Raw genomic sequence first — 17069 nt, forward strand, 5'->3', positions numbered from 1 at the left:
CCTTGACTGCCCAGCCGATCAGCAGGCCCCAGAAGCCAGCCCAGACACGGACAGAACAGAAAGGAGGGAGATTAGACAAGGCGAGATCTAAAGGACTTTAAGACAGGCTCCGGCCAACCAGTACTCTCTACTCGTCCGCTAATAAATGCGCTCTTTCAGTTCAGCTGGCCGCCGGAGCGTAATCCGATGATGACCAGTCGAGATATACCCCTTGGCGGAAAAATAACCAAGCACCTTATTGACACTCTCGCGCGAAGCCCCAACCATTGCAGCCAGATCTTGCTGAGTAAGTCGAATGTCAATACGCACTCCGTTCTCGGTGGGCACCCCATGCAGCTCAGCAAGTTCGAGCAGCTTCTTGGCCACTCGCCCCGGCACATCAAGGAAGATGAGGTCTTCAATCATCCTATCGGTGTTGCGCAGGCGCCGCGAGAGTGACTCCAACATATGAATGGCAATTCGCGGATTCTTGAGAATGGCGCGGTGAAAGTCGTCGCGCTGCAGGGTATAGCACTCGACGCGCTCCAGAGCCACCGCATCCGCCGAGCGCGGCAAGCCGTCCAGGAGGGCAAATTCCCCGAAATATTCGCCTTTCCCAAAGATGACCAGGGAGATCTCCTGGCCGTCCGGGCTGTTGATCGCAATCTTGACTTTGCCCTCCTTGATAATATACAGTACCTGCCCCGGATCATCGCGATGGAAGATGACTTCGCCGGGACGAAAGATTCGCTTCTTGGCGACCGCCATGAGCTCGCGGAGATCATCATCGGGAAGTTCAGCAAAGCTCGATACTTGCTTCAAATACAGTGTCTCATCTGTCGACATAGGTCATTCCTCTCCTGGTCATAGGTGGCGGGACAGGTAACGGTCGTACTCAAATGAGTAAGCAAGTAGTCGTGCGTTGTCGTGAGCGAGGGCACCAGACAGCTCAGCTCTATCAGCAAGCACCGGCACAAAGCGCCCGGTCCTTTCTTTGATCAGACAACCCGTTCACTAACCAGGCAGCTAACGTACGCTCGACTGGAGCCTTCGCGGCCATGATAGCATACAGTCTTTGGGCGCGCAATGCCACGAGATGGCTCTCTTCTCATGACTTCGCTTGCTTTTTTACTCCATCTCCATCCCGCCAGGGTACAGGGTATGGCAGGCTCGGACGGACCGGTACACCCCTCTCTCCGGGGGCAGAGCATAGCCAGAGCCAGCTTTCCTGTGCTATAATACTTAGTGCACAAGTCGGAATTAAGTGCGCGAGCCACTTTGCTCAACCGACATAGGCACAAAAGAGAAACACCAACGTCGACCTGTCCGCTCTCGGCTGACAGCGACGGGTCGGCGAGAGGACGGGGTATCAGCTGATATGGCGGAGCTTATTACTGCCGATATGGTTATTCATGATGTGGTAACCAAGCACCCGGAGACTGTGAAGGTCTTCCACGGGCACGGGTTGCCCTGCACGGCGTGCGCGGTCGGTTCCCGTGAGAGCATCGCTGGGGGAGCACGCACTCACCGTCTGCCTCCAGAGAAGCTGGACTTATTGCTCAAAGACCTTAACGCCGCTATCAAGGGCGAGCCAGTTTCGGTCGCACCCAAAAAGGCGCCCGTTGGACGGGGCATTCCGCTGACAATGGCTTCTGGGAGCGGGCGCAAGATCAAGCACGTGATTGCCGTGATGAGCGGCAAAGGGGGCGTTGGCAAGTCGCTCGTCACCGGGCTGCTGGCGGTTTCTCTGCGGCGTCAGGGCTATCGAGTCGGTGTGCTCGATGCCGATATCACCGGGCCAAGTATGGCGCGCATGTTCGGCCTGAGCGCTAAACCGACGATGTTGCCCGATAACCGCATTCGTCCGGTCGAGAGTCGCGGTGGCATTAAGGTTATCTCGATGAACATGTTCCTGGGAGAGGAGAGCGACCCGGTGATCTGGCGCGGGCCAATGGTGGCCAAGGCGATCCAGCAATTCTACAGCGATGTCGAATGGGATCTGCTCGATTTCTTGCTGGTCGATTTGCCGCCCGGGACCTCCGATGCGCCGCTGACGGTGATGCAGGCCGTCGTCCCCGACGGCGTGGTCATCGTCTCCTCACCACAGCTGCTGGCGACGATGGTGGTCAAGAAGTGCATTAATATGGTGCGCCACTTGAAGGGCACCATCATCGGCGTGGTTGAAAATATGGCCTACTTCGAAACTCCCTCGGGCGAGCGCTACGAGATCTTCGGCCCCAGCCAGGGCGCCGAGCTGGTCGCTATCACCGGAGCCCCGCTGCTTGCACAACTGCCGATTGATCCCCAGGTCGCCGCTCTTTGCGATGCAGGACGCGTTGAAGAGTACGAATCGTCGGCCTACCAGCTGCTGGCGGAGAACTTCCTGAATACGCTGAAGATCAAGCGCTAAGTCCTATGCCGTTGCTTCTTCTGCCGTGCCGGTCGCCTTCAGGCGGTCGGTTGGCGAGCGATGTCTCCCTTGCTCGCTCACTACGACTCCTCCGCTAAGCCGTTGGTTCTCAAGAGCCGGGGAATACGTGAGAGGAAGAGGCACGGGGCCGGAGCACTCTGAAGCAGAGTGGGGCACAGCGGGACACTGAAGCGAGAAAAACTCAGCAAGAATACGCTACGCTGTGCCCCGCCAGGCTCTCGGCGCTGCCGTCTATCTTGCTCTCTTCTGGCTCTGGTCTGGTTCTGGCATGGCCTTCCTTGCTCGCCAGGCCTCCAGCGCGAGTTGACTAAATGCGGCGTGGAAAGGAGCCGAGGACTTTGCAAAAGGTAGTATACTGCGCCAGATCGGCCAGGGCACTGCGCACGGCTGGATCGTCGCGGTGCCCCTCGAAGTCGAGATAGAAGACATACTCCCAGACACGCTGGCGCGAGGGACGCGACTCCAGCTTGAGCAGGTTGATGCCCCGTTCAGCCAGCACGCCCAGACAGCGATAGAGCGCCCCAGGCTGATGCGGCGTCGCCATGACAATCATCGTCTTGGCCGGGCCTTCACGTCGTGGCGCCGGATCACGCCCCAGAGCGATGAAGCGCGTGTGGTTATCCTTGATGGTTTGGATGCCCTCGGCTAGAATCTGCAGGCCATATAGCTCTGCTGCCGCCGCCCCAGCCACAGCAGCTACTCCACGCAGATTCTGCTCACGAATCATTTTAGCGCTACCAGCAGTATCATAGCTGGCAACAACCTCCACACCTAGCTCGCGCAGAAAGGCCTCGCTCTGGGCCAGAGCCTGCGGATGGGAGATCACACGCTTGATATCGCTGAGCTGCTGCCCGGGTAAACAAAGCAGGCAGTGGTTCACTGGCAGGCTGATCTCACCAATGACAAAGAGATCGTACTGACGCAGCAGATCATAGACCTCATTGATACTGCCAGCCTGCGAATTTTCTACCGGCACCAGGCCATAGTCGACCGCGCCAGCGGCAACGGCGTGAAAGACGTCCGCAAAACTGCGATAGGGCTGCGGCTCGCTGACAGGGCCAAAGTAGGCCCGCACCGCTTCATCGCCAAAGGCACCTCGCTCTCCCTGAAAAGCTACACGAATAGTGAGACCCCCGCTCTCCCTGACGTCAGTCGTGGTTGGCCCCTCCTGCCCTTCTCCTGCGACCGAGGCCGTTCCCACAGCGGGAGGAGCCGACTCCTCCAATGGAGGACGATCCTGCTCATGCTCTAGCGATTGTACCATCAAAGATACCTTACTCCTCACCTGTATAGTTGCTCTCGATTGTCCCAACTCCTGCTTCCACTGTCAAGAGGAAAGATTGACGATTGACACTGGCCAAGACAGATCAGCATAAAGCGAGGCCAGGACGTCCGGCCAGGCGGTCAGATAGCTCCCATCGGCATGGAGCAAGGTAGAACCACCCTCGGCCAGGGCACCAGGCGGTCTCTGCACCTGCTCCCTCCTACCGCCCCTTCCTACCTTCCGTTGGCACTCGCACTGACGTTCCTCTACTCGGGGAAAAAGATGCGCTCGTTGGTTACTGGATGCAGGAGATGGTCAAAGGCCATCCAGAAGCTTTTCGTGTGTCGATAGAAGATGAGGGGGAAGATGATAGGCATCGTCATGCCCCAGATGAGCAGGGGAATGAAGGGGACACTGGTGTTGACCGCCAGTGGGAGAGTGATCGCGGTAATGAGCAGTTCACTCAGCACCAGGTTAACAGCCATCGCTCCGGTATAGTAGCCTGGCTCACGCTCGTACTCGAAATTGCAGGCAGGACAGCGCTCATAGGTCTTGAACAGCCCACAGTAGAGCTTACCCTCGCCACAAACCGGACAGCGCAGCAACAAGGCCCGGAAGAATAACACACGTGCACGTTTCCATGTCATTGGCTCAACACCTTCTCAGGCGAAGACACACACTCAGCGCCGTCGTTACGTCGCGCCACCGTCCCAGAGCAAAAGAAGGTCAGAACCGCTTGCCTGAGCTGGGTGGGCGGGGGCGCTGGCGGGCCATGCCTAGCAGGGCCAAAGTAGCTTAAGCCCTACTTGCCTGTGAGCACTTCCTTGAGCACTCCCGGCCTGCTCGCGCTGAGTACGCTCCCCGCCGATAACGCTCCTACTGCTGGATGTTATAGTGACTCTTGTGATAATATACCATGCCCTTGCCGATCACCTTTACTGGCTGCAGCTCCTTCAGCATGATCGGCTCACCGCACTTCGCACAAATGCGGCTGGTCAGATGGTTGACCTCTTCACGATTGGCTAGCGATGCGCGCGCTGTCTTGGACAGCTCACCCTTACGTGGCATAAGCGCTACCCCCTTTCAGCTGATGATGAACAGATTTTGCTCTATAGGCAGTCATAGCTTGCGGTTCGCACAACGCCCCCTCCCCAGACGGAAGCGCCTTCCTGTCATCCGTCAGGCTCGCTCCGCCATACCACCCCCGCTCGCAGGCTGGCTGATTGCTCCACGGCACAGAAGAAAAAGACCTCTGACCTGCCTGCTTTCGCTACAGTATACCATAGGGCAGCGCCGGCTGTCCAATCACTCACTGCTGAGGGGAGGACAGGTCGGCCTCCGGTCCGCGGCTGACAGCAGAGAGGGCTTGACAGATAAGATCAGCGGCTTGCTCGAAGGAGAAGAGGCCAGTATTGATCAGCAAGTGGTAGAGGCCTGGCTGCTGGCCGTCGCTTCCATAGTAGCGGCGCAGGTAAGCAGCATACTCATAGTCACGTTGCTCGATTAGCTCCCGCGCTCGGCGCTGATCAATATGAAGCGTACTCATGACGCGAGCGATGCGCTGGGTCAGCGGGGCAAACACAGCAACATGGAGCGTGCGTGGAGTGTCTTGCAGCAAAAACTGGGAGCCACGGCCAACGATGACGACGTTTCCTTGCGCGGCCATTTCCAAAATGACTTTCTGGGTCAGGTGCAGATAGGCAACCTCATCATACTGCTGCAGGGGACGACTGGCCTGGCCAAGCAGGCCAGCATAGTTGAGGGTGAATGGCTGGCTGGCACGCACGGCCTCAAGGATCTGAGCAGCGACACCGGCGGTATATTCATCGAGGCGCCTTGCTTCGCGGACATCCACGCCCAGACGACGGGCCACCTCCGTAATAATTTGGCGATCCAGATAGCGCAGCCCCGTACGACGGGCCACCAGGCGCCCTACTTCGCTGCCGCCGCTGCCAAGCTGACGGGTGATGGTGATCACCACTGTTCCCTGGGGAGGAATCCCGGTCGGCAGCTCCTCGCTCCAGCCGTGTCCCTCGAGCGGGCGCGTCGGGCTCTCCCTCCTTTCGAGGCTGACAGAGCGCTCCTCGCTCACTTCCTCTACAGCCCGCTCGCGAACCTGCTCCTCGTTCTCACTGCTCATACTCTGGCTCCTTGACTTACTGGCCACTCCCACTGACTGGTTGGCCATCGCTCCCGCGTATCCGCTCGCCGGTCAGCAGGCACTGATCCATACCCAAGCAGAACTGCTCGCTGCTCCTCTGCAGCCCTCCTCTCCCTCATGGTATACTGAGGGCAGTGCCAGACGCAAGGTCAATCAAGTCCGGGTCTGCCCCGCCCTGGGGCCTTCTCCGCGACAGCCTGCCAGGTGCTCTCTCCAAGAGCGCGCTGCCGTTCTTTGCTGGCTTGTCGAGGCTCGCCCGTTTCTTCTAAGATAAGAAATATAAATAGACGACAAAGAGCAAGCATCTGGGCAACTGTGCTTTCTACGTCTGACGCCTATACTGTCGATTCCCATTCCCTTGCCAGGAGACCCCATGCGCACGCTCAATCTGCATCAGCTTGCAACGTTCCAGGTGGTCGCCAAACACTGTAGCTTTGTCCGTGCCGCTGAGGAACTCCATTTTAGCCAGCCCGCTGTCTCCGCACAGATTCGCCAGCTTGAGGAGAGTCTGGGCGTTAAGCTCTTCGACCAGATCGGGCGCAAGACCCATCTAACGCAGGCTGGCGAGGAGCTATATCTCTACAGCCAGAAGATTTTCTCGGTTATCGAGGAGGCCCTGGAGGTCATCGAGTCACTGCGCAGCCCCCACTATGGACGACTCAGCGTGGCCGCCGATACCACCGTCGGCTCCTATGTCATCCCGCGCCTGCTCGGCAAGTTTCACCAGATGTATCCCGAGGTCGAGATTACCTTGAACGTGCTCAATCGGGCCGCGGTAGTGGACGCTCTGGCCAATAACCGTATCGATATTGCGGTGGTTGGACGAGTTCCCGATGATATTCCGGTAGTTATCGAGCCTTTTGCCTTTAACGAGCTGGTGCTGGTGGCCGCACCGACGCATCGCCTTGCAGGGCACAGTAAGGTCCCCTTCGAGGAGGTGACACGCGAGACCTTTCTGCTGCGCGAGGTCGGCTCGGGCACGCGCGCAGCGCTGGAGGGCCTTTTCCAGGAGGCCGGGGTTCCACTGAAGGTGGCTATGCAGGTGGGCAATAACAGCGCTATTAAGCAGGGCGTGGCCGCCGGCCTGGGGATCGCCCTAATCTCACGGGTAGCCATCGATATGGAGCTGGAGACAGGGCGCCTGGTTATTCTCGATGTCGAGGGTTTTCCGATCATTCGCCAGTGGCGCATCGTGCATCTGAAGGATAAAAATCTTTCTGCCACAGCACGAGCTTTTAAGCTCTTTCTCTTACAGCACGCTGATAAGCGGCTCCGCAAGCAAGAACCCCCGCGCTCCTAGCGCCGACGCCGGCTACGGCTACCGTCCATCAGAGAGCACGGGCTCTGGCTCGGCTGCCAGGCGGAGCCACTCTATTGGGCGAGACTGTCGTACAGCAAGCAAAGGAGGCTCATCAATGGAGATGCCATCACACGCCGATGAGGAACGGCGTCTGCTGGTCGCCGAGATCAGGCGCTTTGTGGAGCGCGCAGTGCTCCCAGCTGCTCAGCAGTTGGAACATGAGGACCGTTATCCGAGCGAGCTGGTCGAAGAGCTGCGCCGCCTCGGTCTTTTCGCCGCCACTATCCCCGAGAGCTATGGCGGTCTGGGACTGGACTTGCTAACCTATGTCCAGCTCATCGAGGAGCTGGCCCGCGGCTGGATGAGTCTGGCCGGCATAGTCAATACGCACATCCTGGTCGCTGCTTTGATTACTCAGTACGGTACAGAAGAGCAACGTCAGCGCTTTCTGCCAGTGATGGCCGAGGGCAGACGTCGAGGTGCTCTCTGTCTCTCAGAGGCCGAGGCTGGTAGCGATGTGCAGGCTATTCGTATGACAGCGATGCGCGACGGCGAATCTTACTTACTCAACGGGGCCAAACTCTGGGTGACCAACGGAGTTCACGCCAGGATTCTGGCAGTGCTGGCGCGCACTGATCCCCAGGCTCAGCCATCCTACCGCGGCATGAGCCTCTTTCTGGTCGAGAAGGAGACACCGGGCCTCCACGTGGGCCGCACCTTTGCGAAGTTAGGCTACAAGGGAGTGGATACGGCTGAGCTGGTCTTTGAGGAGGTGCGCGTACCAGCGGCTAATCTGCTTGGCGGCGTCGAGGGCCAGGGCTTCAAGCAGGCAATGAGTGGTCTGGAGATCGGACGGCTCAATGTGGCCGCTCGCGCTGTGGGCCTGGCTCGCGCCGCCTTTGAAGATGCTATTCGCTATGCTCAGCAACGCCGCACCTTCGGTCAGCCGATCGCTGAACATCAGGCCATCCAGCTTAAGCTCGCCGATATGTACACGGAGATCGAGGCCGCCCGGCTGCTGCTCCATGAGGCAGCCCGCAAGAAGGACGCCGGCGGGCGCTGCGATCTCGAAACCGGGATGGCGAAGCTCTTCGCCACCGAGATGTGCCAGCGCGTGACGTTGGAAGCGCTGCGCATCCACGGCGGCTTTGGCTACGTCAAGGAGTTCAACGTCGAGCGCTATTATCGCGATGCTCCTTTTATGCTGATCGGCGAGGGAACGAGCGAGATCCAGCGTCTGATCATCGCCCGCCAGCTCCTTCAGCGGTACGCGCTTGACGAGCAACCGTCTTAGCTAGCTTGCTTGGAGAAGGAGAGAACACTATGTCGTTCGGTCGCTGCTATGAAGATTTCGAGGTTGGGGATGTCTATAAGCATTGGCCAGGGCGCACCATCACCGAGTACGACGATATGCTGTTTTGCATGCTGACGATGAACCATAATCCCCTGCATATCGATGCTAATTATGCCGCGCACACGCAGCATAAGCAACGCCTGGTCGTGGGGGCCCTGGTCTTTAGCATTGTGCTCGGCATGTCGGTGCCCGATGTGAGTGGGAAAGCAATCGCTAATCTTGAATTTGAGGAGGTCAAGCACCTGGCCCCGACCTTTCACGGCGATACGATTTATGCCGAGTCGCGCGTACTCGATAAGCGGCTCTCGACCAGTAAGCCAGACCGCGGCATTGTGACCGTCGAGACAGTGGCCTACAATCAGCGTGGGGAAAAGGTTCTGTCGTACCGGAGGCGCGTGCTGGTACCTACGCGCGCCCTGGATGAGGAGCTGCAGCGCCAGATCCGCAGCAGGATTGAGCACGGGCGCGACGGAACCAGTGTCTAGGCCGATCCGCCAGCCTCTGGCAGGCGGCAGCGGCCAGACTGATCACCAGACTGATCAGGAGAGCAGAGTAGCAGAAGCAGACAGACAGACAGGCAGACAGGCAGGCGCAGCCTGGTGGGCCGACGCCTGCCATTGGGCGGATTAGATGCTCAGCAGATCGGCGCGGGCAATGAGCTGCCGCGCGTTGCGAATAACGGCCACGTCGATCATGCGGCCTTCGACTTCGATAGCGCCCTGCCCATGACGCTGAGCTTCTTCGTAGAGAGCCAGCAGCCGACGCGCCTGGGTCACTTGCTCAGGCGCGGGCGCGAAGACCTCGTTGGCAATGGGAATCTGCTCAGGATGAATAGCCCATTTGCCGCTGAAGCCCAATACGCTTGCCCGCAGGCATTCGCGCCGGTAGCCATCGAGATTGCGAATATCGATGTAGGGGCCATCAATGGCCTCGATGCCCGCTGCCCGTGCCGCCACGACAATTTTGTTGCGCGCATAGTGCCAGAGGTCACCAGGGTAGGCATCCAGATCGTTGCCGATATACTTGAGATCGATGCCCTGGGAAGCCGCATAGTCGGCAGGACCAAAGATCAGGGCCTCTAGACGTTTACTGGCCCGGGCGATCTTTTCAACATTGATCAGGGCTTCGGTCTCTTCAATCAAAACCTCCAGTCCAATGGACTTCGTCAGCTTGCAACGCTTCTCGATCTGGGTCAGCAAGCGATCAACCCACCAGACATCACGCGCTCGCTTGACTTTAGGGACGATCAGGATGTCAAGGTGTTCCCCCGCCTCTTCGACAAGCGCCACAATGTCACGATAGGCATACTCGCTTTCAAGATCGTTGATACGCACCGCACGGGTCTTGTTTCCCCAGTCCAGAGAGCGCAGGGCTTCAATGGCCTGCCCCCGCGCTTTCTCTTTCTCGGCGGGGGAAACGGAATCCTCTAGATCCAGCATGACAAGATCGGCCTGACTGGCTGCCGCCTTTTGCAGCATGCGCACATTGCTGGCCGGCGTCGACAGTTCGCTGCGTCTCAGGCGCACCATGCTCATGATCGCTGTATCCTCTCCTTTGCTCATCTGCTGTGGAGAAAGCAGTCGGCGCCACGAGGGCGAGACCAGAGCCTTTCTAATCTCTCTCTATCATACCATCCTTTTCCCATCACCCTGGGTCAGAGCCTGACATTTCGGCAGACGTCCTGCTGTGCTGCTGGCCAGTCTGATCAGCCCGATGAATGGCGAGAAGGAGCGGCAACCAGACCTGGCAGGAGAGAGAGGCTGGCAGTGAGAAGCAGATCCCGGGAGCAAGGAGAGGCAACAGACCAGGCTAGAGGGAGCCGAGAAGAGCGACAAGGCCCCTCCGCTCCGAAGAAAGGCAGTGGCCATCATTGCCAGCACTTGCCTGGCCAGTACGCTGATGGTCCTGAGCAGAGCCGGTCACATGGGAGATCAGGAGCCAGGCAGTAGAATGTTGACTAGACAAGACCATCAGCTCCGATGCAGCGCCGCAGGAAGGCGGAGAGCTTGCTTAAGCAACGGGCCAGGATGCCTGGCCGATAGCGCAAGATCCCTAGACGACGCAGATCCAGGGCCTCCAGCTCCTCTACCAGGGCGAAGGCTGAGGGATAGCGCTGCTCAGGGTCCAGAGCCAAAGCCCGTAAGAGGATATCCTCTATGGCGAGCGGGAGATGAACATTCAGCAAATGCGGGGGCACCAGCGCCAGGCCCTCGGGCACGGGCAATGGCTCCAGAGGATCAGGAACCTCAGCCCCCATCTCTTCGCAATCGAGGATCTCAGCTAACTGGCGATGAGTCGCGGTAATGGGAGCGTAGTGGGTGCAAAGCAGGTAGAGGAGCGCCCCCAGCGAATAAACATCGGAGCGCTCGTCACACTGGCCTGAAAAGACCTCGGGGGCCACGAATGGGTTGGCCGCCGAGGGCGCAGGCGACGGAAAGAGCTGGCGGTAATGCTCGACCGCTAGCTGCGGTGTGCCTACAGTCGCTTGCCAGAAGACCGGTGGCGGCGGCCAGGATACGAGCAGCGTCGGAGACCAGGGGGCCCGCCCCTCAGCGTCGATCAGCACAGTGGCGGGGTCGAGGTCCCCAAGGACACAGCCAAGGCGATGCAGGCGCGCCACCAGCCGGGCGAGCTGAATACTCCAGGAGAGCGCAACTTCCAGATCAAGCCAGGCCGGCCAGCGCCCATCGGCAAGCAGCAGGTCAGCCAGGGTCATGACCTCCAGTTCACGTGCCTGCCGCAAACCAATCAGCTGCTGGACCAGATAGTGCCGATCCCCTTCTACCCGCAGTCGATCCCCCGCCTCGGGCAGACGCGGTGAGGCCAGGAGCGTGAAGGAGGCAAATTCTTCATAGGCCGCACGTTCGATCTGCATGCGCTCACGAGCACTCAGTCCACCAAGCAACAGCTCGCGCACCGCCACCAGTGGCTCCGGCTCCTCACTGTACTGGATGCGCTCCCGCCTGCCCGAGAGACGCCTGGCAAGGTAGAGATGGACACGCGGACGCTCATGCAGCAGGCGGATCAGACGATAGCGCCCGCCGAGGATGATCGAGCCTTCCGGCAGGGCCGCCCCCCGCAGCTCCCGTTCCTCCACATCCCACGCGCTCTCTTTCGTCTGCGCTTCGTTCATGAGCTGACAATCTGCCTTTCTTCTTTTTATATCCTTTTTATTACATATGACGTATATCTAGGAAGAGCTTAACAGATTGGCATACCATCTAGTAGTGCTACCTTTATATTATTATACTTCTGCACTGGCGGGGAATGCCCCTGTTGCTCCAATCATACCAGTCTGCTTTGGCTTGGGAGAGAAGTGAGGGAAGGACATAAGACACGGTTGTCCGAATGACTAGTTTCAAGGGCGGGTTGACTTTTCGACCTTTATTGCGTACGATTATAGCATACCAATCAGCACTGCGCGTGTCGGTTGCCGGGTCCAGCAACAGTACAGACTGAGAGACACGCCAATTCAGCCTAATCGGGCCTGCTGCGTGCAAGGGCGCACGCGGGGATGGTCTCGGCAAAGGCCAACAGCGAGTGAGCCAACGAGCCAGCCGGTGAGGTGGAGGTTCCTTCATCCATTGCCTCATGCCTGTGCGCTGGCTCTTGCTATCGTGCGATACCGGGCCGGGCCGACCATACCAGGTTTTTCCATCCAACCGTCTCCCAACGCGCCGCGGGGATCGTACCACCTGTTTCAAAGGAGTGACAGCTTATGGTTACCCGTACCGAGAAGAGACGCTGGCCTCTTCTCCTGCTCATCATCCCCTTTATTGCTACCCTGCTGCCCTTTCTCTACAACTCCTATCAGCCGGAGCTCATCGGCATCCCATTTTTCTACTGGTACCAGCTGCTCTGGACCATTCTCGGCGCGCTGGTCACTGGCATCGTTTACTGGTTGAAAGCCTGAGCCAGCAAAGCAAGCGGCCCTGAGAACAGCGTTGTTCGAGCATCTGCGCAACGGATTGCCGCATTGCACCGTGATGCAATGCCTGCCGAGAAAGGAAAGACTGCAATGGTCAATGTCGTTGCTTTAAGCGTCTTCATCGTATTTTTCATTCTTGTCACCGTGCTGGGCTTCGTCGCCGCTCGCTGGCGCCGCGGTGATCTAAGCCTGCTGAATGAGTGGGGGCTCGCGGGTCGACGCTTTGGCACCGTGATTACCTGGTTCCTGCTGGGCGGCGACCTCTATACAGCCTACACTTTCGTTGCTGTGCCGGGCCTGATGTTCAACAGCGGGGCAACCGGCTTCTTTGCTGTTCCCTACACGATTGTAGCTTATCCCCTCGTCTATTTGCTGATGCCACGCTTCTGGAGCGTTGCCAGGAAGCACGGCTACATCACTGCTTCGGACTTTGTCCGCGACCGTTTCGGGAGCAGCACCCTCGCTCTGGTGGTCGCCTTCACCGGCATTCTGGCGACGATGCCCTACATTGCCCTCCAGATGTTCGGTATCGAGGTCTCGATCGCTCAGATGGGTGTCCCGGTTGAGGCCGCTTTGATTATCGCTTTCCTCATTCTGGCTGCCTACACCTATACCAGTGGCTTGCGCGCGCCTGCGATGATCGCTCTGGTCAAAGATCTGATGATCTTTACGGTGATGATTGCGGCGATCATCGTGATCCCGATCAAGCTGGGCGGCTTCGGCAATATCTTTGCCGCGGCCCATACGAAGCATCTGAGCGCCATTGCTCAAGGCACGACCTTCCGCGATCTGCTGACCACACCCCAGGCTCAGCTGGCTTACGCGACTCTGGCTCTCGGTTCGGCTCTGGCTCTCTTCCTCTATCCGCACGCGATGACAGGCGTGCTCAGCAGTAGCAGTCGCCAGGTAGTGAAGCGCAATGCGGCACTGCTGCCCCTCTATTCGCTGATGCTGGGCTTGCTGGCTCTCCTTGGTTATATGGCCATTGCCGCCGGCACGGGAGTCACGAGCCAGCCTGCTTTCCACAACTATAAGGCCAATGGGGCCGTGCCTTCGCTCATGAGCTGGGCTTTCCCCGATTGGTTTGCGGGCTTCGCTTTCGCCGCTATCTCGATCGGAGCTTTGGTCCCCGCCGCAGTAATGTCGATCGCCGCGGCCAACCTCTTTACGCGCAATATCTATAAGGAGTACTTCCGCCCGAATTGCTCGGACCGCGAGGAGTCGACGGTGGCGAAGGTGGTCTCGCTGGTGGTGAAGTTCGGTGCCCTGCTCTTTATCCTGCTGGTGCCAGCTACCAATATTATCAACTTCCAGCTCCTGGGCGGCGTCTGGATTATTCAGACACTGCCTCCGGTCTTCCTGGGCCTCTATACCAACTGGATGCACCGCTGGGCGATGATCATCGGCTGGGCCGGCGGGATGATAGCCGGCACATGGATGGCGGTAGCCAATAATTTCGCCTCCTCGGTCTTTACGATCTCTCTCGGCAACGTGAAGATCGCTGCCTACATCGCCGTCTATTCGCTGCTGCTCAATCTGGTGTTGACGCTGATCTTGACGCCGGTCTTCCGCGCTCTGGGCGTCCCTTCGGGGAAGGACAATACACAGCCCAGCGACTACGAGGAAGAAGGGCTGGCCGCTCTGCCCAAAGAGCCGCTGATGGAGGAACTGGCCTGAGTCCTGTTCTGTTTCTGTTGGTGGGGTCTGGCTTGCTCTTTCGTCCGCTACCCGCCCGGCACACGCAGGCTGACAACGCCGGCCCCGCTTAGGCCCAACGGAAGGAAGAAGACGCAGGCTCGCTTGAAGCTTTGGGACCAACGAAGAGAGACGAGCATCCTTTCACCCACCACCACCCATGAGGGTGAGGGAAGCCCGTCTCTCTTTGCCTTGTCAGGGCTGTCTGCTATCAAAGCCCCTTAGATTGGGCCACTATGCCCAGGCTCCTCCCCCTTCGCTGACTCTCCACCCGGCCCGGGCCAGGTCCCTTCCTTTTCAGTCGTCTTCCGTTGGCACGCTGACCTGCTCGACACGCTGTAGCACGTCTTGCAAAGCCTGGAGCCGCGGCGAGCGAGCGATCAGGCTCTCCCCCTCCTGGAGGGACCTGGCGTGGCTCGCTTCGCACTCTAGTAGCTCGCTAAGGGCCAGATAGTACTCGACCAGCACACGCTGGCCGCTAACATGATCAACTGTTTCTTCTAAGAGGGCCGCTGCTTCAGCATAGGCCCGGAGCCGAGAGTTGGCATCCGCCAGGTCCTGATGGGCCTGGCGCTGTAGATGCGCTTGCTGCTCTAGCTGGCGGCGGCGCAAACGCGACTCTCCTTCCCGGGCCAGAGCCAGTTCTTGCAGGCGCAGAGCCGCCTCGCCCGCGGCCAGTTTTGCTTCCTCTTGCCGACGCACCAGCCAGGCTCTGACGGCGTGCAGTCGCACAAGGAAGCTGGCTCCCTCTGGCAAACGTAGCTCATCTGAGGCGAGTAGCTCGTCGCTGCCTCGCTCCTCTTGCTCCTGTTCCTGGTCTTCGTATTCGTCAGAGAAATGCATCAGGAGAAGAGCACCTGCGCTTTCTTGCCGAGATGCAGTGAAAGCGTGGAGAGATCGAGTTGCTGATTGACAGGGAAGTCCAGGTAGCCCGTTTGCTTCTGACCCGGCAGGATCACAGGAGGAACGGAAATTAGCTGGGGGGCTATCTGGGTGCCATTGGGAAGCACCAGGCGGGCCAGGGCCTGGTAGTCGATCCCTACTGGCGATTCACCGGGATTCTGAATGTCCAGATAGACCCGGATGACATAGTTGCTCTGGTGCTTTTGGTCATCAGAGTAGCTGCCTGCCTCGCCAACGCGGGTCACGGTCAGGTTCACCCCGCTAAAGGAGAAGGACCGATTCAATTCGATGGAAGCCACTGGATTGTTCTGTGCCGGCGTGGGGGTTAGCGCCGTTAACGCATCGCTGCCATTGCCACCAGCCCGCGGTAAGTGGCTGTAGGCCATGAGACCAACCAGGACGATCAGCATCACAAGCACCACAATGCCCAGTGTGATCCACAGCTCACGCCGCTGTGGATACCCCTCTTCCTTGAAATCATCAGACATCTTGACGATGGTACTCCTGACTGCGAGAGTTAGATCAACCGGTTCATATTATAGCAAAGATCCGGCAGGCAGGTCAGACGGCCACGATGCAGCTAGCGAGCGGCAAGATGGTGCCATCCCCCCACTCCTGGTCACCTGACGAGCCGCCAGGATGCCAGGAGTGGCAGGAGACCTCTATGAGCGGAGCGGCTGGCCACTCATCCATCGGAAAAGCAGCGAGCCGCAAACAGAATAGCACCTGATGAGTCAGGAAGCCGCGAGGAAATTCTGGGTGCCGAAAGAGCCTCCCAGCACATCGCGCGCCGAGGCTCCCATCCAGCGCTCTAAGACGGTAGCATAGACTGAGCGGAAGTCAACTGTGTATTTTAGATTCCCATTATCGTCAAGATTCGTCAGCGACGGTGGCTCTCCGAAAATGCCGCGATTGACAGCGCTGCCGACAATGAACATCGGTGCCGCTGTTCCATGATCAGTGCCCAGGCTGCCATTTTCCTCGACACGCCGCCCAAACTCGGACCAGGTCATGACCACCACCTGATCAGCCTTGCCGTGCAAGGCGAGATCTGTGTAGAAGGCATAGAGGCCATCGGCAAGCGTTTTGACAAGTTGGGCATGGGTCTCCTCCTGGTTGGCGTGGGTATCAAAGCCGCCCAGGGTAATGTAGCCAACGCGCAGGCCCAGATCGTTCACGATGACTTCCGCCAGAATCTTGAGTCCCTCGGCAAATGGACCCTGGGGGTAGGTCACGGCAGGCTTGTAGCTGTTGGCCACTTGATGCAGGCGTTGTGCACTCTGTTGGGCGTCGAGGGCAGTAGCCTCTAGAAGCGCGGCATAAGGGGCGGTACGCGGATAGGAATTGTAGAGCTTGAGCAGGGCCTGCAGACGCGAGGCTCCGCCATCGTGATCAGCTGGGTCAGCGCTGAGGCGATAGGAGTTGAGGCTGGAGAGCGTGGGAACCTGAGTGGTGAGTGAGGAGAGAGCGAGGGCGGTCTGGCTGCCGATCTCTAGCGCTTTAAAAGGGTGACCTTCCTGGTCGACAAGCCCAGCCACGAGCTTGCCCAGCCAGCCCTCGCGTCCGTTGCCGCTGAGATCGAGGGTCTGCCAGATATCCATCGCCTGAAAGTGTGAGAGGCTTTGATTGGGATAGCCAACCCCCTCGACGACGGCCAGGTGGCCAGCGTCCCAGAGCTTTTTGAAGCCCGCCATTTCAGGATGTAGGCCCAGTCGCTGATCAAGCGGGAGTACCTGAGCCTCCTTGATGGCCAGCGTGGGACGCATCTGGTAATAGTGAGCGTCTGTATAGGGAATGACGGTGTTGAGACCATCGTTGCCGCCGGCCAGCTGAACGACGATCAGGGTGCGCTCGCTAGCTGCCTGGGCCAAGCGTACCCCTTCGCGGGCCTGCGCGCGCGCCGAGAGCAGAGCACGACTGAAGACAGAGGGCATGACCATGCCGGCGCTCACGACGAGCATACCATCTTTGATCAGTGCACGACGAGAAAGGGCCATTGTTTTTCCTCCCGTTTCAAGCAGGTCCCCAGCAGGCCATAACCGCAGCCCTGTTGG

Annotated in this window: 17 protein-coding genes; 6 read left to right on the plus strand and 11 right to left on the minus strand. The window is 58.9% G+C overall.

From position 1 onward, the window contains the following. Positions 1-138: 138 nt before the first annotated feature. On the minus strand, positions 139-825 hold the full coding sequence (locus KTAU_RS03445; RefSeq protein WP_112428693.1) for a Crp/Fnr family transcriptional regulator: 687 nt from the start codon (positions 823-825) through the stop codon (positions 139-141). Between the two features lie 532 nt (positions 826-1357). Between KTAU_RS03445 and KTAU_RS03450 the strand changes: the two genes are divergently transcribed. Next, positions 1358-2389 (plus strand): P-loop NTPase, encoded by a 1032-nt coding sequence (locus KTAU_RS03450; protein ID WP_151727037.1) that lies wholly within the window; start codon positions 1358-1360, stop codon positions 2387-2389. Between the two features lie 328 nt (positions 2390-2717). Here KTAU_RS03450 and pheA read toward each other — a convergent pair whose 3' ends face one another. The 5 genes from pheA to KTAU_RS03470 all read right to left on the minus strand — a co-directional run bounded on the left by pheA (position 2718) and on the right by KTAU_RS03470 (position 5814). Continuing rightward, positions 2718-3674 (minus strand): prephenate dehydratase, encoded by a 957-nt coding sequence (gene pheA, locus KTAU_RS03455; RefSeq protein ID WP_151727038.1) that lies wholly within the window; start codon positions 3672-3674, stop codon positions 2718-2720. Positions 3675-3737: 63 nt separating this feature from the next. Then, entirely contained in the window at positions 3738-3884 is a 147-nt protein-coding gene (locus KTAU_RS21430) for a hypothetical protein (protein WP_170293023.1), read from the minus strand. Between the two features lie 56 nt (positions 3885-3940). Continuing rightward, entirely contained in the window at positions 3941-4321 is a 381-nt protein-coding gene (locus KTAU_RS03460) for a DUF983 domain-containing protein (protein WP_151727039.1), read from the minus strand. A gap of 229 nt (positions 4322-4550) precedes the next feature. Beyond that, complete coding sequence (locus KTAU_RS03465) at positions 4551-4742, minus strand: hypothetical protein (protein ID WP_151727040.1); 192 nt, start codon at positions 4740-4742, stop codon at positions 4551-4553. Between the two features lie 241 nt (positions 4743-4983). Next, positions 4984-5814, minus strand: coding sequence for a cytidylate kinase-like family protein (locus KTAU_RS03470; protein WP_170293024.1), 831 nt, complete (start codon positions 5812-5814; stop codon positions 4984-4986). Between the two features lie 394 nt (positions 5815-6208). On the opposite strand from KTAU_RS03470, the gene KTAU_RS03475 reads away from it, so the two are divergent. The 3 genes from KTAU_RS03475 to KTAU_RS03485 all read left to right on the plus strand — a co-directional run bounded on the left by KTAU_RS03475 (position 6209) and on the right by KTAU_RS03485 (position 8974). Next, positions 6209-7135 carry a LysR family transcriptional regulator gene (locus KTAU_RS03475; RefSeq protein WP_112428705.1) on the plus strand — a complete coding sequence of 309 codons (927 nt, stop codon included), beginning with the start codon at positions 6209-6211 and terminating at the stop codon, positions 7133-7135. Between the two features lie 115 nt (positions 7136-7250). After that, entirely contained in the window at positions 7251-8429 is a 1179-nt protein-coding gene (locus tag KTAU_RS03480; RefSeq protein WP_228026297.1) for an acyl-CoA dehydrogenase family protein, read from the plus strand. A 29-nt stretch (positions 8430-8458) separates the two neighbouring features. Beyond that, entirely contained in the window at positions 8459-8974 is a 516-nt protein-coding gene (locus KTAU_RS03485) for a MaoC family dehydratase (protein ID WP_151727042.1), read from the plus strand. Positions 8975-9115: 141 nt separating this feature from the next. Here KTAU_RS03485 and KTAU_RS03490 read toward each other — a convergent pair whose 3' ends face one another. Both KTAU_RS03490 and KTAU_RS03495 read right to left on the minus strand, forming a co-directional pair. Then, the gene (locus KTAU_RS03490) at positions 9116-10024 is read right to left on the minus strand and encodes an HpcH/HpaI aldolase/citrate lyase family protein (protein WP_170293025.1); all 909 of its coding nucleotides are present in this window, start codon (positions 10022-10024) and stop codon (positions 9116-9118) included. Positions 10025-10446: 422 nt separating this feature from the next. Beyond that, positions 10447-11622, minus strand: a complete 1176-nt coding sequence (locus tag KTAU_RS03495) for a protein kinase family protein (RefSeq protein WP_151727043.1) — start codon at positions 11620-11622, stop codon at positions 10447-10449. Between the two features lie 585 nt (positions 11623-12207). Between KTAU_RS03495 and KTAU_RS03500 the strand changes: the two genes are divergently transcribed. Both KTAU_RS03500 and mctP read left to right on the plus strand, forming a co-directional pair. Beyond that, entirely contained in the window at positions 12208-12402 is a 195-nt protein-coding gene (locus KTAU_RS03500; RefSeq protein ID WP_151727044.1) for a DUF3311 domain-containing protein, read from the plus strand. Between the two features lie 105 nt (positions 12403-12507). Then, a complete protein-coding gene (gene mctP / locus KTAU_RS03505) occupies positions 12508-14094 on the plus strand; it encodes a monocarboxylate uptake permease MctP (RefSeq protein WP_151727045.1) in 1587 nt (528 codons plus the stop codon). Positions 14095-14409: 315 nt separating this feature from the next. Here mctP and KTAU_RS03510 read toward each other — a convergent pair whose 3' ends face one another. The 3 genes from KTAU_RS03510 to KTAU_RS03520 all read right to left on the minus strand — a co-directional run bounded on the left by KTAU_RS03510 (position 14410) and on the right by KTAU_RS03520 (position 17012). After that, the gene (locus KTAU_RS03510; RefSeq protein WP_151727046.1) at positions 14410-14955 is read right to left on the minus strand and encodes a hypothetical protein; all 546 of its coding nucleotides are present in this window, start codon (positions 14953-14955) and stop codon (positions 14410-14412) included. Then, positions 14955-15503 (minus strand): hypothetical protein, encoded by a 549-nt coding sequence (locus KTAU_RS03515; RefSeq protein WP_151727047.1) that lies wholly within the window; start codon positions 15501-15503, stop codon positions 14955-14957. Before KTAU_RS03515 ends, KTAU_RS03510 begins: the two co-directional genes overlap by 1 nt. 246 nt (positions 15504-15749) lie before the next feature. Continuing rightward, complete coding sequence (locus tag KTAU_RS03520; protein ID WP_151727048.1) at positions 15750-17012, minus strand: DUF1501 domain-containing protein; 1263 nt, start codon at positions 17010-17012, stop codon at positions 15750-15752. Positions 17013-17069: the final 57 nt, after the last annotated feature.

This window comes from Thermogemmatispora aurantia (assembly GCF_008974285.1).
GTDB lineage: Bacteria > Chloroflexota > Ktedonobacteria > Ktedonobacterales > Ktedonobacteraceae > Thermogemmatispora > Thermogemmatispora aurantia.